General features: G+C 71.5%; 16 protein-coding genes. 6 read left to right on the top strand and 10 right to left on the bottom strand.

The window, feature by feature from the left end:
- Window positions 1-2 precede the first annotated feature (2 nt).
- The 3 genes from AB0O15_RS22635 to AB0O15_RS22625 all read left to right on the top strand — a co-directional run bounded on the left by AB0O15_RS22635 (window position 3) and on the right by AB0O15_RS22625 (window position 3,847).
- Window positions 3-749 carry a class I SAM-dependent methyltransferase gene (locus tag AB0O15_RS22635; RefSeq protein WP_364321714.1) on the top strand — a complete coding sequence of 249 codons (747 nt, stop codon included), beginning with the start codon at window positions 3-5 and terminating at the stop codon, window positions 747-749.
- 133 nt (window positions 750-882) lie between these two features.
- The gene (locus AB0O15_RS22630; protein ID WP_364321711.1) at window positions 883-2,496 is read left to right on the top strand and encodes a CocE/NonD family hydrolase; all 1,614 of its coding nucleotides are present in this window, start codon (window positions 883-885) and stop codon (window positions 2,494-2,496) included.
- A 91-nt stretch (window positions 2,497-2,587) separates the two neighbouring features.
- The gene (locus AB0O15_RS22625; protein WP_364321708.1) at window positions 2,588-3,847 is read left to right on the top strand and encodes a histidinol-phosphate transaminase; all 1,260 of its coding nucleotides are present in this window, start codon (window positions 2,588-2,590) and stop codon (window positions 3,845-3,847) included.
- A gap of 113 nt (window positions 3,848-3,960) precedes the next feature.
- On the opposite strand, the gene AB0O15_RS22620 is transcribed toward AB0O15_RS22625, so the two are convergent.
- From AB0O15_RS22620 to AB0O15_RS22605, 4 genes are all read right to left on the bottom strand, one after another.
- Complete coding sequence (locus AB0O15_RS22620; RefSeq protein ID WP_364322114.1) at window positions 3,961-4,440, bottom strand: Rrf2 family transcriptional regulator; 480 nt, start codon at window positions 4,438-4,440, stop codon at window positions 3,961-3,963.
- Window positions 4,441-4,726: 286 nt separating this feature from the next.
- The gene (locus AB0O15_RS22615; RefSeq protein WP_364321705.1) at window positions 4,727-5,263 is read right to left on the bottom strand and encodes a sigma-70 family RNA polymerase sigma factor; all 537 of its coding nucleotides are present in this window, start codon (window positions 5,261-5,263) and stop codon (window positions 4,727-4,729) included.
- A 451-nt stretch (window positions 5,264-5,714) separates the two neighbouring features.
- Window positions 5,715-8,417: a BTAD domain-containing putative transcriptional regulator gene (locus tag AB0O15_RS22610; RefSeq protein WP_364321702.1), complete on the bottom strand. Its 2,703-nt coding sequence runs from the start codon at window positions 8,415-8,417 to the stop codon at window positions 5,715-5,717.
- A gap of 250 nt (window positions 8,418-8,667) precedes the next feature.
- Window positions 8,668-9,843, bottom strand: coding sequence for an MFS transporter (locus AB0O15_RS22605; RefSeq protein ID WP_364321699.1), 1,176 nt, complete (start codon window positions 9,841-9,843; stop codon window positions 8,668-8,670).
- 62 nt (window positions 9,844-9,905) lie between these two features.
- Here AB0O15_RS22605 and AB0O15_RS22600 point away from each other — a divergent pair, with 62 nt between their 5' ends.
- The gene (locus AB0O15_RS22600; RefSeq protein ID WP_364321696.1) at window positions 9,906-10,484 is read left to right on the top strand and encodes an ABATE domain-containing protein; all 579 of its coding nucleotides are present in this window, start codon (window positions 9,906-9,908) and stop codon (window positions 10,482-10,484) included.
- Here the strand turns inward: AB0O15_RS22600 and AB0O15_RS22595 are convergent.
- Window positions 10,459-11,001 carry a hypothetical protein gene (locus tag AB0O15_RS22595; RefSeq protein WP_364321693.1) on the bottom strand — a complete coding sequence of 181 codons (543 nt, stop codon included), beginning with the start codon at window positions 10,999-11,001 and terminating at the stop codon, window positions 10,459-10,461. The two genes, AB0O15_RS22600 and AB0O15_RS22595, sit on opposite strands and share 26 nt — an antisense overlap.
- 529 nt (window positions 11,002-11,530) lie before the next feature.
- On the opposite strand from AB0O15_RS22595, the gene AB0O15_RS22590 reads away from it, so the two are divergent.
- Window positions 11,531-14,164 (top strand): glycoside hydrolase family 48 protein, encoded by a 2,634-nt coding sequence (locus AB0O15_RS22590; RefSeq protein WP_364321690.1) that lies wholly within the window; start codon window positions 11,531-11,533, stop codon window positions 14,162-14,164.
- 5 nt (window positions 14,165-14,169) lie between these two features.
- Here the strand turns inward: AB0O15_RS22590 and AB0O15_RS22585 are convergent, their stop codons facing one another.
- From AB0O15_RS22585 to AB0O15_RS22565, 5 genes are all read right to left on the bottom strand, one after another.
- A complete protein-coding gene (locus tag AB0O15_RS22585) occupies window positions 14,170-14,613 on the bottom strand; it encodes a thioesterase family protein (RefSeq protein ID WP_364321687.1) in 444 nt (147 codons plus the stop codon).
- Window positions 14,614-14,703: 90 nt separating this feature from the next.
- Entirely contained in the window at window positions 14,704-15,363 is a 660-nt protein-coding gene (locus AB0O15_RS22580; protein ID WP_364321684.1) for an ElyC/SanA/YdcF family protein, read from the bottom strand.
- 111 nt (window positions 15,364-15,474) lie between these two features.
- Window positions 15,475-16,482 (bottom strand): cellulose binding domain-containing protein, encoded by a 1,008-nt coding sequence (locus tag AB0O15_RS22575; protein WP_364321681.1) that lies wholly within the window; start codon window positions 16,480-16,482, stop codon window positions 15,475-15,477.
- A 64-nt stretch (window positions 16,483-16,546) separates the two neighbouring features.
- Window positions 16,547-18,277, bottom strand: coding sequence for a glycoside hydrolase family 6 protein (locus tag AB0O15_RS22570; RefSeq protein WP_364321678.1), 1,731 nt, complete (start codon window positions 18,275-18,277; stop codon window positions 16,547-16,549).
- 124 nt (window positions 18,278-18,401) lie between these two features.
- Window positions 18,402-19,712, bottom strand: a complete 1,311-nt coding sequence (locus AB0O15_RS22565) for a cellulase family glycosylhydrolase (protein WP_364321675.1) — start codon at window positions 19,710-19,712, stop codon at window positions 18,402-18,404.
- A gap of 190 nt (window positions 19,713-19,902) precedes the next feature.
- On the opposite strand from AB0O15_RS22565, the gene AB0O15_RS22560 reads away from it, so the two are divergent.
- Window positions 19,903-22,125 (top strand): xyloglucanase, encoded by a 2,223-nt coding sequence (locus AB0O15_RS22560; RefSeq protein WP_364321672.1) that lies wholly within the window; start codon window positions 19,903-19,905, stop codon window positions 22,123-22,125.
- Window positions 22,126-22,174 lie beyond the last annotated feature (49 nt).

Here is a 22,174-nt window from a genome sequence, read left to right as displayed (position 1 = left end):
GTGTGGACGAGCTGCGGGGGAACCGGCACGCGTGGGAGATCGCCTCGGAGAAGTACGTGCGGGAGTACTCCTCGCTCTCCGGCCTCGCCGAGGGCACCTATCCGCTCTTCCCGGCCGAGCTTGCCCTGCTCGGACCATTGCTGGCAACGGCGCCGCACGTGGTCCATCTGCAGAGTGGCTGGGCCCTCGACGACGTCGCCCTGGTGCGGGCCGGCGCCGCCTCGGTGGTCGGCGTCGACTTCAGCGTGGTGGCCGCCGCCACCGGCCGGCGGCGGGCGTGTGAGCTCGGCCTGCCCTGCCACTACGTGACCGGCGCGCTGCCCGGCGCCCCGCTGCGGGCCGGCTGCGCCGACCTGGTCTACACCGGCAAGGGCGGCCTGATCTGGATGCCCGACATCGACGCCTGGGCCCGGGACATCGCCCGGCTGCTCCGCCCCGGCGGCCACTTCTTCATCTTCGACGGCCACCCCGCCTCCGCCCTGTGGTCGTGGGACACCGATGTCGCCCGCATCCGGCCCGACCGGTCGTACTTCGCCCGCGGCTACGTCAACGACAGCTTCCCGGCCAACGGCGCCGTCGAATACCAGTGGACCCTGGGCCGGCTGGTGACCGCGGTGGTGAACGCCGGCCTCGCGATCGAGCACCTCAGCGAACACCCCGAGCCGTTCTGGAAGATGGGCGACGTCGAGGCGGCGGCCTTCGACGGCCGGCTCCCCAACACCTACGCCCTGCTCGCCCGCAAGGGCTGAACGAGGAAGCTTGGCGCGGCGTGGTCGCCGGATCGACCAGCGTGAGGGTCTCGCCGGGCACGGGGGTCCAGGCGCCGTCGATGAACGCGTTGCCCGTTCGGGCACGCGGGTAGCGGCGGGGTTACAGTCGGCCATGGCCCGTCTCCTTGATCGCCTCGCCACCCGGCTGCTGAAGCTGCCGCCCGCGACCACCGGCTACACGGTCACCAAGGATTTACGGGTGCCGATGCGCGACGGCGTGACGCTGGCCGCCGATCTGTTCCGGCCGGTCGCCGAGGCGGCGGGGACGATTCTGATCCGTGGCCCGTACGGGCGGGGGATGTTCGCGGCGGGCGCCGCCGGCGTCTATGCCGCCCGAGGTTACGCGGTGCTCTACGTGTCGTCGCGCGGGACGTTCGGGTCGGGTGGCGTGTTCGACCCGATGATCACGGAGGCCGACGACGGGCAGGACGTCGTGCGCTGGATGGTGGCGCAGCCCTGGTTCACCGGGCGGTTCGCCACGCTCGGGATCTCGTACCTGGGATTCACCCAGTGGGCGCTGATGGCCGACCCGCCGCCGCAGCTGGCCGCCGCGATCGTCACCGTCGGCCCGCACGACTTCGCCCGGCACATGTGGGGGACCGGCGCGCTGAACCTGGACTTCCTCGGCTGGGCCGACCTGGTCGCGCACCAGGAGGACCCGGGTGTGCTGCGCCGCGTGTACCGGCAGGCCACCGCGGCCAAGCGCCTCGGACCGGTGCTGGCGGGGCTGCCGGTGGCCGACGCGGGGGAGCGGTACCTGGCCGGGCGGGCGCCCTGGTACCGGGACCGGGTGACCCGCCCGGACCTGGCCGACCCGTTCTGGGCGCCGATGCGGCAGGCGGCCGCCCTGGAGCGGGCCGACGTGCCGATCCTGATCGCGGCGGGCTGGCAGGACCTGTTCCTGGAGCAGTCGATCGAGCAGTACACCCGGCTGCGTGACCGCGGGGTCGACGTGGCGCTGACCGTCGGGCCGTGGAGTCACACCCAGGTGGCCGGCCAGGGCGCCGGCCTGATCACCCGCGAGACCCTCGACTGGCTGGGCGAACACCTCGCCGGGCACGGCCGGCGGCGGCGCCGGACGCCGGTCCGGGTGTTCGTCACCGGGGCGGGCGAGTGGCGCGACCTGCCGTCGTGGCCGCCGGCCGAAAGAGAACGAACGTTCTTTCTGAATGTGAACGGCGAGCTGACCGCGGAGCGCGCCGGCGAGGCCGCCACGGCCGCCTTCACCTTCGATCCGGCCCGGCCGACCCCGGTCAGCGGCGGCCCGGTGCTGTCCGGCGGCGGCGTGGTCGACGACAGCGCGCTGGCCGGCCGGGACGACGTGCTCGCGTTCACCAGCGCCCCGCTGACCGAGCCGCTGACCGTCCTCGGCGCCCCGGTGCTGACCCTGGCGCACAGCTCGGACAACCCGCACGTCGACGTCTTCGCCCGGCTGTCCGACGTGGGCGCGCGTGCCCGGTCGCGCAACGTCACCGAGGGCTACCTGCGGCTCGACCCGGAGCGTGGCGACGGGCCGGTCACGCTGAGGCTGCGGAACGTCGCGCACCGTTTCGCCGCGGGGAGCCGGGTGCGCCTGCTGATCTCGGGCGGCGCCCACCCGCAGTACGCCCGGAACCTCGGCACCGGGGAGAACCCGGGCACCGGGTCGGCCATGAGGCCGGCCACGCACGCCATCGCGCTGCGTACCTCGAGCATCGTCTTGCCGCAGGTCGAGCCCGAGGGTTGAAGGCTGAATTGATGGTTTCCAAAACGGCTGAACGTTTCGCGGACGTGACACGTACAGAAAGACGCCAATGTCACCGAGGACTGGAGTCGCGATGGCCGGGACGGGAATCGATACGTCGATCCTGCACAAGGGTGCGCACAGCGCGTCCTACTTCGACCTCGCCCGGAACGCGGGTGACGGTGTGGAGATCGTCGATTTCTGCATTCCCTGCAACCCGTACTTCCCGACCCCGGAGATGTTCGACGAGCTCTCCCGCGACCTCAAGAACATCCTGAAGTACTACCCGAGCGACTCGGCGAACATCACCAAGAAGCTCGCCAGCGTGCTCAACCTGCACCCGCAGACGGTGGCCATGGCCAACGGCTCGACCGAGCTGATCACCTGGATCGACCACCTGCTCATCAAGGAGAGCGTGGCGATCCCGATCCCCACCTTCGGGCGGTGGACCGACCAGCCGCTGGAGACCGGCAAGCGGGTCGACATGTACCCGCTGCAGGAACGGGACGGCTTCCGGCTCAACCTGGACGACTACGTGCGCTTCATCCGCGAGCGTGGCACCCGGGTGGCCGTGGTCTGCAACGTGAACAACCCGGACGGCGGCTACCTCCCGCGGCGCGAGGTGATCCGGTTCATGGACATGCTCGGCGACCTCGACCTGGTCGTCATCGACGAGTCGTTCATCGACTTCTCCGACGAGGAGCAGTACCCGTCGGTCGGCCCGGACGCGGTGATCCGCCCCAACACGGTCGTCCTGAAGAGCCTGGGCAAGAACTTCGGCCTGCACGGCATCCGGTTCGGCTACCTGCTGGCCAACCCGGCCATCGCCGGGAAGATCGCCAGGACGCTGCCCAAGTGGAACCTGAACTCGCTGGCCGAGAAGGTCGTCTACATGATTCAGGAGCACGACGGCGAGTACGAGGAGAGCCTCGCCCTGCTGAGCCGGGACCGCCGGTCGATGGCCGGCGAGCTGTCCCGGATCCCCGGCCTGACCGTCTTCCCCTCGCAGGGCAACTTCATCCTGGTCAAGCTGCCCACCGAGTGGTCCGGTGTGGCGCTGCGCGACTTCCTGGTCGCCAACCACGGCGTCTACACCCGCGAGTGCGGCAACAAGCTGGGCATGACCAGCCAGTTCATGCGGATGGTGGTGCGGCCGGCCCGGGACGTGGACCGGCTGATCGACGGGATGATCGATTACGGCAGCCAGTTCCGCCGCCCGCCGTCGTACGAGGCCGACCCGCTGGACACCCGCCGCGGCTGGGAGCCGCCGCAGCCGGAGGCCCGGCCGGACAACCTGATCCAGTACCCGTCCCGGGGCCGTTCCGAGTACTCGGCCCGCCGGGCCGCCATGTAGCCCCTGTGGATAACCGTCCCGGAACGTCACACCCGTGCGCTACATTTCCGCCCACCCAGTGCCGGGGTGGGGGAGGTGGCGGCACGCGCGCGGGAGGCAAATTGATCTTGCGGCTAGAGCGTGGCGGGGACGCCCAGCCAGCTCCGGATGTCGCTGAGGCTGCCGGGGCCCTGGTCGGCGGCGACCGAGCCGGCCAGGTCGGCGACCGTGACCGCGCGCAGGGCCTGGCGCCAGGCCTGGTCGGCGGAGAGCATCGCGCGGTTGATGGCGCACGGCGTCAGGCACTCGGAGGCGCTGATGGCGATCGGGCCGCGCTGGCGGATCTCGGTGCAGACGAAGGCCGGCAAGGCGCCGTCGACCGCCTCGACCACGTCCAGCACGGTGATCTCGGCCGAGGAGCGGGTGAGGATGTACCCGCCGGAGTGGCCCTGCACCGACTCGATCAGGCCGGCCCGGGACAGCGCCTGCATCTGCTTGGCCAGATAGCTGGCGGACACGTCGTGCAGCTCGGCCAGGCGGGCGGCGGGGACGGGGCGGTCGGCCGCGGTCAGCACCACGCAGCTGTGCAGGGCCCATTCGACGCCACCGGACATCTTCACGCCGACACGCTACTTTCCCGGACAATATTGTCCGAATTGGATGGTCAGGATCATTTCACGCCGCGAAAAAACTCGGATCGGCATGAACAACGGGTTGACCGGTCCGTTGTGGAGTCCGACGCACGCTTTCCGCTGCGGCGCCGGTGCTCCAGCCGGTGGCCGTGCCGGGGCCGTACGCAGGCGCCGCGACCCCCCTCCGACGGCGCCGGCCCTGGGGAATCGGTGCCCCTCCACCCACCCCGCGGTGGAGGGGCACCTCCCGAGAACACGACCGGAGCGGTCAGGCCGCCTCCAGTCCGGTCCGCAGAGCCCGGAGGGCGTAGTGGGTGCGCGACTTGACCGTCCCGACCGGGACGCCCAGGCGTTCGGCCACCTCGTCGATCGAACGGCCACGCAGGTAGACCTGGGACAGGATGTCGCGGTGGGCCGGCGTCAGGCGGTCGAAGGCGTACCGCATGGACGCGCCGGCCAGCGCCGAGCCGGTGGTGTCGTCGCGGGCGGCGATCCAGTTCAGGTCGACGGCCCCGACCTCGGCCGGGCGGTTGTGCCGCATGCGCACGACGTCGATGACCAGGCGCCGGGCCACCGTGAAGAGCCAGCGGCGGATGCCCTCGGAGTCGTCGGGCAGCGAGTCGATGTGCCGCCAGGCCCGCAGCATCGTCTCCTGGAGCAGGTCCTCGGCGGTCTGCCGTTCCCCCTTGGTGAGGCCGAGCAGGAAGCGGGACACGTCGCGTGAGTGTTCGGCGTGCAGGGCGACCATGCGGGCCTCCCGGTCCTCCCCGCGCAGAGATGGTGTTTCCAGAGGTGGTGCGAGCATCCGTAACCCCCGTCGGGCGAACTAGGGCGAGATGAGGTCACGGACCGGGTCCGGTCCGTCTGCCCGAGAACGCTAGAAGGCGAGGGTGTCATCGCACTGACACTCGAGTGCGGAATGAGTGCCGTCGCGGCGTGCGGGAAACAAGTCACGGTCCGTCACGAACGCGGACGACGGCGGGCCGGCCACCGGCGGGCAGCGTGCGGCGCCGCCGTCGCCCGCAACGGGAGCGGCGCTGTCCCTGACCCCCCAGCGGCAACACGCCGGCTCCATCCGTTAAGAACGGTGCTGACCAGGCGTTGTTCATTTGGCCGGTGGAAGTGATCTGGATCACAGTTGTCACCGTGAACACAGGCTGCCGGTTTGCGTCCTTAGTGACGCAAGGCGGCCACCTCTCCCCGTGCGGTGGTCGCCTTGCCCGAACCGGTCCGGGAGACCCCGGAGCGGGTTCTGCTCAGGCCGAGGGACGCAGCCGCCGACGCAGGGCGTGAGCGGTCGCCGCCTGCGCGTACGAGATCAGCCTCAACGCCTCGTCCCAGGCCCGCCCCGCCTCGGAGGCATCGCCGGCCGCCATGAGCGCGTCACCGAGCGCGGTCAGCGCCTCGGCGGTCTGCGGCCTGGCCGACGCCTCCCGGAAGCACACGGCGGCGGCCCGCCACGCCGCCACCGCGGCCTCGTGATCGCCCGCGGCGGTGTGCACCTTCCCGATCACGTCCCAGCACTCCCCGGCCCCGAGCTGGTCGTCCAGCTCCTGGAAGACCCCGAGCGCCCACCGGGCCAGCCGCGCCGCCTCGTCCCGATGCCCCAGCGCCGCGTGGTTGGCCGCCTGCTCGACGGCGGCGTCGGCCAGCTGCTTGCGGTCGCCGGTGGCGGTGGCCTGGGCGATCGGCTTGGCCAGGGCGGCCAGCGCCTCGTCGTGCCGGCCCTGCTGGCGCAGCACCATCGCGATGTTGAACTCGACCCGGCTCAGCTCGGCCCCGAGCCCCAGCGCGACGAACAGCGACCGGCTGCGTTCCAGATGGAGCACGGCCGCGTCGAAGTCGCGCTGGAAGTAGTACGCGCCGGCCAGGCTGCGGTGGGTGCGCGCCTGGCCTGGCCGGTCACCGCCGCGCTCGGCCGCCTCGAGCGCCACGAGCGCGGTGGCCGCCCAGTCCAGCGACCGGCCGCTGCGCTCGAAGTAGTGCTGGATGCCGACGGCGAGCTGCCACGCGGCGGCGTGCCGGCCGGTCCGCGCGGCGAACTGCACGAGGTCGATCAGGACCTGCCCCTCCGCCTCCAGCCAGGACATCGCCGCCACCCGGCCGGGGAAGGCCAGGGGAGTCACGTCCGGGCCGGTGTCGGGTACGCCGTGCTGCTCGGCGCGGGTGGACAGAAGCTCATGGGCGACGGCCGCCGTGGACCGGTAGAAGCGCAGGCAGCGGTCTTCGGCGGCGCTCCGCTCGGCGGCCCCGGCCTCGTCCAGCAGCTCGGTGGCGTACGCGTGGAGCAGGTCGTGGGTCTGATAGCGGCCCGGCCGGTGCTCGGCGATCAGGTGGGCCCGGTTCAGCTCCCCGACCAGCCGGCGTCCGGCCCGGGCGGGCACCCCGGCCAGCGCCGCCGCCCCGGCGATCGACACGTCCTTGCCGGGGTGCGCGGGCAGCAGCCGGAACAGCCGCTGGGTCTCCGGGTTCAGCGCCCGGTACGACCACGAGAACACCGCGCGCAGATCGGTGTTCGGGTCGTCACCGGAGAACCCGTCGAGGCTGCCCCGGGCCAGCCGGAGCTCCTCGGCGATCCGTTCCAACGGGGTGTCCGGCCGGCTCGCCGCGCGGGCACACACCACCGCGCAGGCCAGCGGCAGCCGCCCGCAGCTCTCGATGATCTCGTCGACCATGTCGCCGGCCGCGTTCACCCGGGCCGGGCCGAGCCGCCGGATGAACCCCTCGCGCGCCTCCTCGAGGGTGGGCAGCGCGACCGGCATCGGGTGGGCGCCGGCGCCCGCCATCAGGCCGGTCAGCCGGCTGCGGCTGGTCACGATGACCAGGCAGCCCGGGCTGCCGGGGAGCAGGTGGCGGACCTGTTCGGTGTCGCGGCAGTTGTCCAGCACGATGAGCAGCCGGCGGCCGGCCACGGTGCTGCGGAACAGGCCGGCCTGGGCGTGCAGCTCGGCCGGGATGGTGTCCTGGGGCACGCCCAGCGAGCCGAGCAGGCCGCGGAGCGCCTCGGCCGTACTCATCGCGGGTCCTTGCCCGTCGAAGCCGCGCAGTTCGACGTAGAGCTGACCGTCCGGATAACGCGGGGCGAGCGCGTGTGCGATGTGCACGGCCAGGGTGGTCTTGCCGACGCCCGGCATGCCGTCCAGCGCCAGCACCCCGGCGCCGTCCGGCCCGGGCGCCCCGGCGACGCGGTAGGCCTCGGCCAGGGCGCCGACGCGGCCGGCGAAGAACGGCAGGTCCGGCGGGAGTTGCGCGGGTGCGGGCAGGGCCGCGGCCGATGTCGGGGCGGGGGTACGCCCGGCGGTCCGGCGAACCACCCGGTCGTACGCGTCGCGCATCTCCTCGCCCGGGTCGATGCCCAGCTCGTCGGCCATCCGGCGGCGTACCGCGTGGTAGAGGTCGACCGCCTCGGCCTGCCGCCCGTCCGCGGCCAGCGCGACCAGCAACCGGCTCTGCAGCGCCTCGTCGAGCGGATGCCGCCCGGCCGCGTCCCGGAGCGGCACCAGCACCGCCGCCGCGCGCCCGCTTCGTTCCGCCGCGTCGGCCGCCTCCCGCACGGCCACGGCGTGCTCGGCCTCGATCGCGGTGAAGGCCGGATGGGTACGGCTGACCGGCTCGAGCCCGGCCGCGACCCGCCCGCGCCACAGCCCGAGGCCGGCCAGCAGCAGGTCGAGCGCGGCGCCGGGGTCGTCGGTGGACCGCGCCTGGGCGACCAGGCCCCGGAACCGGAGCAGGTCGAGCGACTCCGGGGCGACGTGCAGCTGGTAGCCGGACATCTGCCGGATCAGGTAGCGCCCGGTCTCGCGGGTGGGCAGCCCCGGCTCGAGCAGCCGGCGCAGCGCCCCGATCTGCCGATGCACCACGTTGGACGCCGACGCGGGCGCCGACTCCTCCCAGAGCAGGTCGATCAGCTCGGTCATGGTGACCAGGGAGCCGGCCCGCGCGAGCAACAGCGCGAGCACGAGGCGTTGCTGCCGAGCCCCGAGCGCAAGCTCATGGTGACCCTGAGTGACGCGAAGGGATCCGAGCAGGTGAAATGTCACCGGCTGAAGATCACTGGGCTGCACGTGGGTCACGGTAGCCGTTCGGCTGCAACGCCAACCATCGGCATGTCGTTGGGCGCTGTCGTATTTGTGTCATGGCGCTACCGTCCACTCCCGACCGGGCGCGGACGCATCCGTCGATCACCCAGCCGGTCAGCCCCGATCTGACTCAGTGTGATCGGGCGAGCGGTCTGTCGCCATGCCGACTCGGCTCCCGGGCAAACGTGAAAACGGCGGCGCCCACCAGGGCAACCACTCCGCAGAGGCCCAGCGTCACGACCCGTCCCCAGTGCTCGATGGCCAGCCCGGCGAGCACGCCGGCGAGCAGCGAACCGGCCGCGGTGGCGTTCGCGAACAGCGTGGTGGCCCGGCCGGCGGCCGGCCGCATCAGCTCCTGGAACCAGCGGATCCCGGCCGCGCTGACCACGGCGATCGCGACAGCCCGGGCGACCTGGCCCACCAGCAGGCCGGTCATGCTCCGGGCGAGCAGGGTGATCGCGTAGTACGCGGCCATCGCCACCATCCCGCCGCCGATCAGCAGCCGCTGGTTCACCCGCTCGGGCAGCACGGCCAGGCCCAGGGCGGCGACGATCTCGATCGCCGCGCACGCGCTGAACAGCAGGCCGACCGCGCTGCTGGGCCGGTGCAGGTCGGTCGTGACGTAGAGCGGCAACACCAGCGACCCGGCGAACATCGCCAGGAAGAACAGCGTCACGCCGGCCACCGCCATGATCGGCGTCTTCGGCGGCGTCGCCGGCGCGGCCTCGTCCGGGCCCGCCGCCCGGCCGGTCGCGGGCGCGGGGACGAGAGCCGTCGCGACCGCCGCCAGGATCAGGGTCAGCGCGGCCGCGACGAGCAGCCCGGTGAAGCCGGTCCGCGGGAGCAGGGCGGCCCCGGCGAGCGGGCCCAGCGCCCAGGCCAGCGACCATGTCGAGCGCAGCAGAGGGGTCGACCGCGGACCGCCCAGCACGACCCGGGAGAGGGCGAAGAGCTGCGGGAACATCGCCTGCCCGGCGGCGAGCAGGGTGCCGCCGACCAGGATCAGCAGCGGCGCCGACCTGATGGTGGTGAGCAGCAGGAAGCCCAGCGCGCCGAGCACCGCCGTGGCGATCGCGTAGCTCTTGGCCGGTCGGCGGTCGAAGCGGCGACCGGCGAGCGTGCCGATCACGATCCCGCCCGCGGCGGGCGCCGAGGTGAACAGTCCGATCTCCACCGGACTCAGCCCGGCGGGCCCGGCCGCGAAGAGCACCAGGTACGCCCCGGTCATCGAGTCCGCGATCCCGAGCAGCACCACCGCACCGGCCAGCGCGGTGAACGTTCCCTTGTTACCGGCTATCAGGCTCATACTGGAAACACTGGCATCGCGCCGGGAGGCCCGCAACCGGTAAGGAGCGATACGGTGGAAACATGGTGAGCAGGACGCCCCCGCGCGCGTTGCCGGTCGTCGGCGGCAACCTGGCCCTCGACTTCGCCAACACGGTCGACAACCCGTGGGGGCCGACCCGGCACGACCACCTCGGCGACTACGACGACCTGATGGCCTGGTCGGAGCGGGCCGGCACGCTGGCCACCGGGTCGTCACGGCGCCGGCGACCCGGCGAGGTGCTGGGCCGGGCCCACGAGCTGCGCGACGTCCTCAACGACGTGTTCGGGGCGGCGGCCGACCGGACCGGCGACGTGGCGGAGCGGTGGCCGGCCCTGCGGCCCTTCGTCGTCCAGGCCATGGCGGCCGCGGCCCTCGACGACGAGATGCGCTGGTCGTGGTCGATCCGGGACGACCCGGCGGCCATGCTGCACCCGGTCGCCGTCGCCGCGGCCGAGCTGCTGACCGGCACCGACCTGCGCCTGGTCAAGCGGTGCTCGGGCTGCCCGTGGTTGTTCGTCGACCGGTCCCGCAACCACAGCCGCCGCTGGTGCGACATGGCCGACTGCGGCACGGTCGAGAAGATGCAGCGGTACGTCAGCCGCCGGCGGGAGCGGTCGTGAACTCGATGAACGTGTCCGGCGGGCGGTTCTCCGGGTGCGGGCCGTCCTCGACCTTCCACTCGTTCCCGGCCACCTCGGTCGCGACGCCGGCCCAGAAGGACTCGACGCCGGGGTTGTAGCGCTGGAAGCCGATCCGCCAGCGGCCCGGGAACAGCGCGATGGTCCGCAGCGCCGCCTCCCGGCCGACTCCGGTCCGGCGCAGCGCCCGGACCACGAAGAACGCGCCGATCGTGGTGCCGCCGCCGGCGATCGGCAGGGTCATCACGAAGCCGCCCAGCCGGCCGGCGGCGGTGATCAGCCAGGCCCGGTGGCCGGGGTCGGCCTCGGCCAGGAAGCGGTCGACCATCCGGTCGTTGAAGGTGCCGTCCTCGTTCGGCAGCATTCCGTACGATTCGGACAGGTCGTAGCGGAACAGCTGACCCAGGTTGTGCAGGACGGCGCGATGCCGCCGGTCGGCCGGGCGCAACGCCACGGGCCGGGTCAGGGGGCGCGGGGGAGTCGGGGCGGTCCAGGGCATTACTTGATCTTCGCAGACCCGCCGTAGGCGCACCTGAAGCGGATCGTCAGGCCGGTCGGGCCAGGTTCAGCTGGTCAACGACGAGAACCCGAACCGCTGACGACGCCGCTGCGGGACGTGGCCGCGACGTTCGAGCTGGAGGACACGAAGGTGGTCAAGAACGGGGTGATCGACCCTGAGCGCGGGGGACCGGGATGGCGGTCCCCTGTCCCCCGCGGGTGACCACGCGGGAGCCGGCCGCGTGGTCGATGCTCGGGTGGTGGCGCCTCCTTCTCGGTCGGCGGATCGGGATGAAGGCGAATTGGTGAGGCTCGCCCTGGTCACGCTCATGGGAGCGCTCCCATATGCCGATCAGCCTATCGAATGACGCCTCCCGGGCCAAGGCCAGGGGCACATGGCGCGAGTCGCGGCGCGAGCCGGGGTGTTGCCGTGGGAACGCTCCCATGGAAGAGTGTCGATATCGCGATCGGGGAGCCGGACCGGCGCAAGTCCTCCGTCCAGCACGACCCGTTGCGAGGAGTCCACCACCATGCAACCTGTCCTCAAACGATGGCGCGCGGCCCTGGTCGCCGGCGTCCTCCTGACCTCCGGGGCGGTGAGCGCGCCCGCGTACGCCGCCACCGCCTGCGAGGTCGGCTACACCACCAGCGACTGGAGCACCGGCTTCACCGCCACCGTCACCATCCACAACCTCGGCGACCCGCTCAGCTCCTGGAACCTGGGCTGGACCTTCCCGGACAGCGGTCAACGGGTCACCCAGGGCTGGTCCGCGGCCGTCACGCAGACCGGCAGCCAGGTGTCCGCGGTCAACGCCGGCTGGAACGGCTCGGTGCCGGCCGGCGGCTCGGTCAGCTTCGGCTTCAACGGCTCGCACACCGGCCGCAACCCGGCGCCGACCAGCTTCACGCTCAACGGCACCACCTGCGCCGGCGACGTTCCCGCGGCGGCGCTGGTCGCCACCCCGTCGTCGGTCAGCGTGCCCGAGGCCGGGAGCAGCGCGTTCACCCTCAAGCTGACGGCGGCGCCCGCGGCCGGCGTACCCGTCTCGTTGGTCAGGTCGGGCGACGCCGACGTCTCCGTCTCGCCGACGAGCGCGACCCTCACCGCCTCGAACTGGAACACCGGCGTCCCGGTGACCGTCTCGGCGGCGGCCGACGCCGACACCACCGGCGGCAGCGCGACGATCACGGCGAGCGCCACCGGTTATCCGTCCCTGGCCGTGCCGGTCACCGAGATCGACGACGACGTCCCGTCCAGCGACAACGCCTACACCGCGCGGTTCCTGGAGCAGTACCGGAAGATCAAGAACTCCGGCTACTTCAGCCCGCAGGGCGTGCCCTACCACTCGATCGAGACGCTGATCGTGGAGGCGCCCGACCACGGCCACGAGACCACGTCCGAGGCGTTCAGCTTCTGGCTCTGGCTCGAGGCGCAGTACGGCCGGGTCACGCAGGACTGGTCGCCGTTCAACCGGGCCTGGACGGCGATGGAGCAGTACATCATCCCCAGCCACGCCGACCAGCCCACCGCCGGCGTCAACGGCACCCCGCAGTACGCCGCCGAGTACAACCGGCCCGACCAGTACCCGTCCCAGCTGCAACCCAGCGTCCCGGTCGGGCAGGACCCGCTGCGGTCGGAGCTCCAGTCGGCCTACGGCACCGGCGACATCTACGGCATGCACTGGCTGCTCGACGTCGACAACACGTACGGCTTCGGCCGCTGCGGCGACGGGACCACGAAACCGGCGTACATCAACACCTTCCAGCGGGGCCCGCAGGAGTCGGTGTGGGAAACCGTGCCGCAGCCGTCCTGCGACACGTTCAAGCACGGCGGCCCGAACGGCTTCCTGGACATCTCGATCAAGGACAGCGGGACCCCGGCCAAGCAGTGGAAGTACACCAACGCGCCGGACGCCGACGCCCGCGCCGTGCAGGCCGCCTACTGGGCGCTGACCTGGGCCAAGGAGCAGGGCAAGCTGACCGACGTGTCGTCCACCATCACCAAGGCCGGCAAGATGGGCGACTACCTGCGCTACGCCATGTTCGACAAGTACTTCAAGAAGATCGGCAACTGCGTCGGCGCCTCCGCCTGCCCGGCCGGCACCGGCAAGGACTCGGCGCACTACCTGCTCTCCTGGTACTACGCGTGGGGCGGGGCGACCGACCCGGCCGCCGGCTGGTCCTGGCGGATCGGCTCGAGCCACGCCCACTTCGGCTACCAGAACCCGTTCGCGGCCTGGGCGCTGACGAATACGCCGGAGCTGTCGGCGGGCATGAAGTCGAGCACCGCGTCGGCCGACTGGACCAAGTCGATGGCCCGCCAGCTCGAGTTCTACACCTGGCTCCAGTCGTCCGAGGGCGGCATCGCCGGCGGCGCCACGAACAGCTGGGACGGCGCGTACGCCCAGCCGCCGTCCGGGACGCCGAGCTTCTACGGCATGCCGTACGTGGAGAACCCGGTCTACGCCGACCCAGGCAGCAACACCTGGTTCGGCATGCAGGTGTGGTCGATGCAGCGGATCGCCGAGCTGTACCACCAGACCGGCAACGCCCAGGCCAAGGCGCTGCTGGACAAGTGGGTGCCGTGGGCGCTCGCCAACACCACCATCGGGACGGGCGCCACCTTCTCGATCCCGTCCACGCTGGCCTGGTCGGGCGCGCCGGCCACGTGGAACCCGTCCAGCCCCGCCGCCAACAGCGGCCTGCACGTCACGGTCACCGAGCGGGGCAACGACGTCGGTGTCGCGGCGGCGTACGCCCGTACCCTCATGTGGTATGCCGCCAAGTCGGGCAACAGCGCGGCCAAGACCGGCGCGAAAGGCCTGATCGACGCGCTGAACGCGAACGCGGACAGCAAGGGCGTGTCGGTGACCGAGACGCGGGCCGACTTCAACCGCTTCGACGACACCTACAACGCGTCCACCGGCCAGGGCCTCTACCTGCCGCCGGGCTGGTCGGGCACGATGCCCAACGGTGACGCCATCCGTCCCGGCTCCACCTTCCTGGGCATCCGCTCCTTCTACCGCAACGACCCGGACTGGGCCAAGGTCCAGACCTACCTGAACGGCGGCGCCGCGCCGACGTTCAACTACCACCGGTTCTGGGCGCAGGCCGACGTGGCCATGGCCTACGCCGACTACGGACGGCTCTTCCCGAACGGCTGAGCCGGTCAGGCCGGTTGGTGCTGTTCCGCTCCCGGCTTGAGGATCTCCTGGGCGCCCTGACGGGCCTGGGCGGTCCAGGGCGCCGGACGACCCGTCGCGAGGCTGACGCGTACGGTCGTCCGGTGCCCGTCGGCGTGCAGGATGCGCCCGTTGCCGGAGCGGATCTCGAAGCCGTACGCGGACGAGGTCCGGCCGATGCGGTCCAGCCAGAGCCGAACCCGCAGCGGCCCGGTCTCCCGGATCGGGGCGTGGTAGCTGATCGACTGCGCGCGGATCAGGTGGATCGCGTCCGGGTGGCTGGGCAGGATGCCGTGCCGCGCCCAGAAGTCGGCGGACGCCCGGTCGACCAGCGTGAAGTAGTGCGAGGCGTAGACCATGCCCATGGTGTCCAGGTCGTCGTAGAACACGACCGGGTGCTCGATCGAGCCGTAGGAGACCGCAGCTTCCATGTTTCTTACCTCTTTGTTTTGTTGACCGGGCAACCGTACAGACGTCGAAACAGGCGCTGCGCTCAACCGGCCGCTCCTAAATCTGAACTGTCACCGCATGCTGACCGTCAGTGCCTCGGTCACGGCCGGATTCGGCGGCTCGCTCGTCACCGGCGGCCGGCCGCGGACGGTGTCCCAGGCGGCCTTGAAACAGGCGAAGAAGTCGCGCCCGGCCTTCCCGGCCAGGAACAGGGTCCCGCAGCCCGGGCAGCCCGCGCTCACCCCGTCGGCGTCGATGCCCACCCTCCGGCACAGCGTCACCGCCCGCGACAGGTGATAGCCCTGCGTGACGACCAGCGCCCGGTCGATCCCGTAGACCTCACGCGCCCGCACACAGCTGTCGTAGGTGTCCAGTCCGTGCGGATCCTCGACGACGCGCTTCTCGTCAACCCCGAGACCTTTCAGGTACGCGGCCATCACGCCGGTCTCGTCCCCCGAGTCGCCGCCGCCGTCCCCCGACACCAGCAGCACCCGCGCCCGCCCGCTCGCCACCAGGGCCGCCGCCGTCCGCAGCCGCCCTTCGAGCCGTGGCGACGGCCGTCCGTCCGCCTCGACCCCGGTCCCCAGCACGATCGCCACCTCCGCCGCCGGCGCGGTGGCCTCGTCATGCTCGTGCCCCGCGGCCCCGACCTCGGTCCACACCCAGGGCCCGCTCCCGAGCAGCACAAGAACGATCAGCGGGATCCAGAAACGTCGTCGCAGCCGTCGCACGGCCACGATCCTGTCAGGCCCATGCGAACCGGCGCCTTTTGCTCTGAGCGCGTATAGGCACCACCCATGAAACGTCCGCGGGTGGTGCCTATACGCGCTCAGAGCAAAGGGTCAGGGGAGGACTGTCTCCAGGGCGGCGAGCCATCTGGCGGCGATCTTGGCGTTGCCGCTGTCGTTGGGGTGGACGCCGTCGTAGGTGTCGGTCGACGTGGTGAAGCCGGTCCACTGGTCGACCACACGGACCGGGGACGCGGCCGTGGTGTTCTGGGCGGCCCACGACGGGATCGCCTGGTTGAGGGCCACGGTCCGGGCGCCGCACGCGGCGCAGTTCGACGGGTTCATCGGGATGATCTGGGCCACGAGCAGGACGACGTCCGGGTTCTGGGCGCGCATCTGGCGGAGCAGGGTGGTGAAGGCGGCCAGGATCTCGGTCGGTGAGCGGTTGCTCCAGACGTCGTTGGTGCCCAGGTGCATGATCACGACGTCGGGGTCGGTGGCGGCCAGCCAGGGTGGGAGCTGGCTGCCGCCGGCGATGTTGGTCGCCAGGTAGCCGCCGTGGCCCTCGTTGTCGCCGTCGTAGGCCACGCCGCAGCCGTCGCCGGGCAGGGTGCCGACCATGTCGACCTCGTGGCCGGCCGCGACCAGGTTGTTGTAGAGGGAGGCCCGCCAGCAGCCGGGGGAGCCGGTGATCGAGTCGCCCAGCGGCATGATCCGGACGGCGGTTCCGGTGCCGGGATCCTCTGCCGCGCCGGTGGAGCAGGCCACCGTCGGGGTGGTGCTCGAGCCGTTGCCGATGAAACCGAAGGAAGCGGTGCCGCCGGCGGGTAGCGCGCCGTTGTAGGACGCGTTGGCCGCCGTCACGACGGAACCGCTGGTGGTGACCGTGGCGTTCCAGGACTGCTGGATCGTCTGGGCGCCGGGGTAGGTGAGCCGTACGGTCCAGCCGGTGATCGGCGAGGAGCCGGCCGTCACGGTCACGGCGGCCTGGAAGGCGCCGGTCCAGCTCCCGGTGACCGCGTAGGACGCCGTGCAGGCGCCGAGCGCGCTCGCCGGGGACGGCACGACCATGACCAGCGCGGCGGCGAGCAGCACGGCCGCGACAAGGCGACGAACAAGCATGAGAACCCTCCGGGGAAGGGGACGGCCCGGGACCGAAGGGGTCGGTCCCGGGCCGCGGATGGAGTCAGGACAGCGGCGGGTACGCGTTGGCCATCAGCTCGCGGAACTGAGCGGAGAACCACGCCCCGGAGATCGGCGCGCCGGACAGCGCGCCGGTGGGGTTGTTGCCGTTGCGCTCATTGCCGGTGTACGTCGGGTCGCACATCCGGTCGAAGCCCTTGCCCTCGTCGTTCGGGATCAGCGTGCTGGACCCGTCCGACTCGCCCGGCGGCTTGACCCACACGTACGCGTCGATGCCGGTCGCCGGGTTGGCCCGCGGCCGCTCGCCGAGGCCCGCGCCGGACTGGTTGCACCAGTTGCCGGCGTGGATGCGGCGGTCGATCTTGGACTGGTTGACGAACGTGTCGACGTTGGTGGCCGTGCTCGGGCCGGTCGGCCGGGCCGAGCCGCCCCAGCCGTTGCGGGAGGTGTCGATCAGCATGCCGATGGTGGAGCTGAAGCCGACCGAGACCAGCTGGTTGCGGAAGGCCTGGGCGAACGTCAGCTCGTCGACGTACTGGTTCCAGTCCAGCCACTTCGACTGGCGCACCGAGGTTCCGTTCACCGAGGTGTTGATGGTGAAGTTCGGCTCGGTCAGCGCCGAGTAGTTGGCCGTGTTGGTGATGAAGCCGGTGACGTTGTTGACGCTGCCGGACGCCTGGGCGGCGGCCAGCATCTGCTGGGCGGAGGGGCCGAAGTTGGAGTCCCAGCCGATCCAGCCGTGGTGCGCGGCGTCCACGTAGTTGTAGCCGTTGGGCAGCGCGCCCAGCTTCTGCAGCGCGTACCCGATGCCCTGCACGTAGCCGCCGTTGGCCTTCATCGTCGCGCAGGTCGCCACGTTGGTGTTGGTCACCAGGTTGGGCAGCGAGTCGATCTCGACGATGTTGATGATGCGCAGGTTGGCGTACTTGGAATCGGCCATGATCCTGGCGATCGGGTCGATGTACTCCGACTTGTACCGCGGCAGGTCGTTGACGCCCAGCTCACCGTTGGAGGCCAGCGCCGAGCAGTCCCGGCCGGGCAGGTTGTAGATGACGAACTGGATGTAGCCGGCGCCCTGCCGCAGCGCCTCGTCGAGGTGGTCGCGGACGCCCATCGACCCGTTCGAGCTGGAGTCGTCGGTGCCCTCGATCGCGGCGATCCGGTCCAGCCAGACCGCGGTCGGGTTGTTGGCGACCCGGCTGCCGCCCGGCTCGCCGTTGGCCTTGGCCTGCCACTCCGGGTTGCGGTAGCCCTGCGCGCTGGCGTACGGGTTGTCCACCTTGTTGCCGGGCGGCGGCGGGGTGGACGGGCCGGGGTCGGACGGCGACGGGCCCGGGTCGGACGGCGAGGGGCCGGGCGTGGTCGAGCCCGTGCACACCGTCCCGTTGAGCGTGAACTGGGCCGGGGTGGCGTTGGTGCCGGAGTAGTCGGCGTTGAAGCCCAGACTTACCGACTGGTTGGTAGGTAGGGAGGCGCTCCACGACGGGTTGGTGACCGTGACGTGCTGCCCGCTCTGGGCGAAGGTGCCGCTCCAGCCCTGGGTGACCCGCTGGTTGCCGGCGAAGTTCCACTCCAGCCGCCAGCCGTTGCTGATCGGGTCGCCGAGGTTGGTCAGGGCGATGTCGCCGGTGAAGCCGGTGCTCCACTGGTTGACCGTGTAGGCGACCCGGCAGCCGGCCGCGGCGTTCGCCTCGTTGGCGGCCACCAGGCCTACGCCGGTGGCGAGGACGGCCGCCGCGGTGGCGGCGAGCATCCGTCGAGATGGATGGTGCATGCGTGGAGCTCCTTACTTCGGTGGGACGGGTCTGGGAGCGGAAGACTGTGGTGGGACGGGTCTGGGAGCGGAAGACCTTGGTGGGACGGGTCTGGGAGCGGACGACTGCGGTGGGACGGACGGATCAGGAAGCGGTGCAGGTCGGTGTGGGTGCGCGGTTGGCGCTGCCCCGGCTGGCGGTGAAGCCCCAGGTGGTGCTGCCGCCGGCCGGGAGCGAGCCGTTGTACGCGGCGTTGCGAGCCGTGATCGCGTCGGTGCCGGTGACCACGGCGTTCCAGCTGTTGGTGAGGCGCTGCCCGTCGGGCCAGGTCCAGGTGACGGTCCAGCCGGTGATCGCGCCGGCGGCGGCCTTGACGGTCACCGCGCCCTGGAAGCCGGCGCCCCAGTCGCCGGTGGCGGCGTAGGTGGCCGAGCACGATGAGGCCGGAGGGGGATCGGTGGGAGCGCCGCCGTAGACCGCGGCCTCCTTGGCGGTGGCCGAGATGCCGTTGGCGCCGTTGAAGAGGCGGGCGCCCCACGGGGTCAGCGCGTTCTTGTTGAAGCCGGTGACCAGGTCGAGGTATTCGACGCCGCCCCCGTTGCCGCTCCACGACCAGCCCAGGTAGCCGATGCCCCGGGACCGGGCGGTGGCCAGGATGGTGTCCTCGTCCGGGTCGCCGTCGGAGTGCAGGTGGCCGAACTCGCCGATCACCAGCGGCAGGTTGGCCGACTGGAAGCGGCCGACGTAGTCGGTGATCTCGGCGGCGGTGTCGAACACGCCGTACATGTGGATCGAGAAGATGGTGTTCTTCCGCGGGTCGGCGGCGAACACCGAGGCGGCGTTGTCGCGCATGACGAACTGCCAGTCCTGGCCCCAGTTCGGCGCGTCCACCATGATGGCGTGGCCGAAGCCGGCCGCGCGCAGGCGCTGGACGGCCGAGGTGGTCGCGGCGGTCCAGGCCGGGGCGCCGGTGTTCCCGTACGGCTCGTTGCCGATGTTGAGCACCACGTACGGCTCCTGGCCGTCGAGCGCCGACTTCACGCTGATCCAGTAGGTGACCGCCTCGTCCAGGGTCGCGGCGGCGGCCTCCTCGCCGTACCCGGTGGTGTCGTGGACCTCGAGGACGCAGATCAGCTTGACCCGCTTGCACTCGGCGACGACCGCGGCCACGTCCGACGTCTCGTTCCTGGTCCAGCGTTTGCCGCTGGCCAGCACGACCCGGGCCGAGTTGGCGCCGAGCGACTTGAGGTCGGCCAGCGCGGTGGTCTGCTGCGGGTACCAGGTGTGCGCGTGGTTGACACCGCGGAAGACGAACGTGTCGCCGGTGGACTCCACGATCCGGGTTCCGTCGACATGGATGCCGGCGGCGGGCGCGAGGCGGTCCGCGGCCGGGGCCGGCGACGGTGCGATCGATATCGCCGCGGCCACGAGGGCTGCGGAGACGATGCGGCGCATGGGTCCTCCATCGATGGTCGGGAGCGCTCCCACATCGACGGACGGGTCTCTGTCTACTCAAGAACATCGACATGTGTCAAATCCCGGGCCCGAAAAGTGCGGTATTTGTTTCGGGCCCTTGACAGGATAGTTACGGCGGCCGATGGTGTTGGGAGCGCTCCCACATCCCCTGTCCGGAGGGAGAGTTTCTGTGCCCCGCCGCCCGTTCGCCGTGCTCGCCGCCGCCCTGATGGTGGCCGGTGCCGCCGTACCCGGATCCGCCGCAGCCGAGGTTACTGATCGGAAACTTGCCGAAACTTACACGTGGAAGAACGTGCGGATCGACGGCGGCGGCTTCGTACCCGGCGTCGTCTTCAACCGCCGCGAACGGAACCTGATCTACGCGCGGACCGACATCGGCGGCGCCTACCGCTGGGACCAGGCCGGCGGCCGCTGGATCCCGCTGCTCGACTGGGTCGGCCAGCGCAACTGGGGCTACAACGGCGTGGTCAGCATCGCCACCGACCCGGTCGACCCCAACCGGGTGTACGCCGCGGTCGGCATGTACACCAACTCGTGGGACCCGAACAACGGCGCGATCCTGCGCTCCACCGACCGCGGCGCCACCTGGCAGGTCACCCCGCTCCCGTTCAAGAACGGCGGCAACATGCCCGGCCGGGGCCAGGGCGAGCGACTGGCCGTCGACCCCCGCGACAACAAGACGGTCTACTACGCGGCCGAGGGCGGCAACGGGTTGTGGCGCAGCAAGGACTACGGCGCCACCTGGGTCCGGGTCACCGCCTTCCCGAACGCCGGCAACTACGCGCAGGACCCGTCCGACGCCACCGGCTACCTGAGCCAGAACCAGGGTCTGACCTGGGTGACCTTCGACGAGACCACGCGTGACGTCTTCGTCGGCGTCGCGGACAAGCAGAACCCGGTCTACCGCAGCAGTGACGGCGGCAGCACCTGGTCGCGGATCCCGGGGCAGCCCACCGGCTACCTCGCGCACAAGGGCGTGGTCGACCCGGTCAGCCACCAGCTCTACATCGCCACCAGCGACACCGGTGGCCCGTACGACGGGGGCAAGGGTCAGGTCTGGAAGTTCGACCCACGGACCGGCGGATGGACCGACATCAGCCCGGTCGGCCTGGCCGACACCTACTTCGGCTACTCCGGCCTGACCCTCGACCGGCAGAAGCCGGGCACGCTGATCGTCGCCTCGCAGATCTCCTGGTGGCCGGACGCGATCTTCTTCCGCAGCACCGACAGCGGCGCCACCTGGTCGCGGATCTGGGACTACACCAGCTATCCGAACACGTCCAAGCGCTACACCATGGACATCTCGGCCAACCCGTGGCTCGACTTCAACACCAACCCGCAGCCGCCGGAGGCCACCCCGAAGCTCGGCTGGATGAACGAGTCGGTGGAGATCGACCCGTTCGACTCCAACCGGCTGCTGTACGGCACCGGCGGCACGATCTACGGCACCACCGAGCTGACCAACTGGGACCGCGGCACCACGTTCACGATCCGGCCGCAGGCGCGCGGGCTGGAGGAGACCGCGGTGCTCGACCTGGCCAGCCCACCCTCCGGCGCCCCGCTGGTCAGCGCGCTCGGCGACATCGGCGGCTTCTACCACGCCGACCTTACGGCCGTGCCGGCCGCCTTCCACGACCAGCCCAGCCTGGGCAGCAACACCAGCATCGACTTCGCCGAGCTCAACCCGTCGGTGTTCGTCCGGGCCGGCAACGGCGACGGCTCGAACGTCGGCATCTCCAACGACGGCGGGCGCAACTGGTACGCCGGGCAGGAACCGGCCGGCGTCACCGGCGGCGGAAACATCGCGATCGCGGCCGACGCCTCGTCCATCGTCTGGGCCCCGGCCGGCGCCGAGGTGCACCACTCGACCTCGCGCGGCGGCTCGTGGACGCGATCGTCCGGCCTGCCGACCGGCGCCAAGGTCGAGGCCGATCGGGTCAACCCCAAGACCTTCTACGGGTACGCCGCCGGCCGGCTCTACATCAGCACCGACGGCGGCGCCACGTTCACCGGCCGGGCCATGATCGACGCCCGGACGCTGCGGACCGTGCCCGGCCGGGCCGGCGAGGTGTGGCTGGCCGGCCCGAACGGTCTCTCCCGCTCGACCGACTCCGGCGCCACGTTCACCCCGGTGGCCGGCGTCAACGGGGCGGTCAACGTCGCCTTCGGCAAGGCGGCGCCCGGGTCGGCGTACCCGGCGGTCTATGCCGTGGGTCTCGACGGGGTCTTCCGCTCCGACAACGCGGGCGGCTCCTGGGTCCGGATCAACGACGACCAGCACCAGTACGGCAACGCCGGCGAGGCGCTGGCCGGCGACCCGCGCGTCTACGGGCGCGTGTACCTCGGCACCAACGGCCGCGGCATCCTCTACGCCGACCGGGCCGGCTCCTGATCGGGGGCGGACGGGACCATCCACCGGGTTCCGTCCGCCCCGAAGCCCT

The organism is Actinoplanes sp. NPDC089786, from assembly GCF_040684855.1.
Taxonomy (GTDB): Bacteria; Actinomycetota; Actinomycetes; order Mycobacteriales; family Micromonosporaceae; genus Actinoplanes.
This window is presented reverse-complemented; position numbering and strand designations above follow the sequence as displayed.

What these genes read in the sequence shown, in the direction of transcription:
- AB0O15_RS22565 (WP_364321675.1), bottom strand. Translation starts at nt 19,712, where the DNA reads ATGCGCCGCATCGTCTCCGCAGCCCTCGTGGCCGCGGCGATATCGATC.
- AB0O15_RS22575 (WP_364321681.1), bottom strand. Translation starts at nt 16,482, where the DNA reads ATGCTTGTTCGTCGCCTTGTCGCGGCCGTGCTGCTCGCCGCCGCGCTG.
- AB0O15_RS22615 (WP_364321705.1), bottom strand. Translation starts at nt 5,263, where the DNA reads ATGCTCGCACCACCTCTGGAAACACCATCTCTGCGCGGGGAGGACCGG.
- AB0O15_RS22605 (WP_364321699.1), bottom strand. Translation starts at nt 9,843, where the DNA reads ATGAGCCTGATAGCCGGTAACAAGGGAACGTTCACCGCGCTGGCCGGT.
- AB0O15_RS22570 (WP_364321678.1), bottom strand. Translation starts at nt 18,277, where the DNA reads ATGCACCATCCATCTCGACGGATGCTCGCCGCCACCGCGGCGGCCGTC.
- AB0O15_RS22590 (WP_364321690.1), top strand. Translation starts at nt 11,531, where the DNA reads ATGCAACCTGTCCTCAAACGATGGCGCGCGGCCCTGGTCGCCGGCGTC.
- AB0O15_RS22600 (WP_364321696.1), top strand. Translation starts at nt 9,906, where the DNA reads ATGGTGAGCAGGACGCCCCCGCGCGCGTTGCCGGTCGTCGGCGGCAAC.
- AB0O15_RS22630 (WP_364321711.1), top strand. Translation starts at nt 883, where the DNA reads ATGGCCCGTCTCCTTGATCGCCTCGCCACCCGGCTGCTGAAGCTGCCG.
- AB0O15_RS22620 (WP_364322114.1), bottom strand. Translation starts at nt 4,440, where the DNA reads ATGTCCGGTGGCGTCGAATGGGCCCTGCACAGCTGCGTGGTGCTGACC.
- AB0O15_RS22595 (WP_364321693.1), bottom strand. Translation starts at nt 11,001, where the DNA reads ATGCCCTGGACCGCCCCGACTCCCCCGCGCCCCCTGACCCGGCCCGTG.
- AB0O15_RS22625 (WP_364321708.1), top strand. Translation starts at nt 2,588, where the DNA reads ATGGCCGGGACGGGAATCGATACGTCGATCCTGCACAAGGGTGCGCAC.
- AB0O15_RS22585 (WP_364321687.1), bottom strand. Translation starts at nt 14,613, where the DNA reads ATGGAAGCTGCGGTCTCCTACGGCTCGATCGAGCACCCGGTCGTGTTC.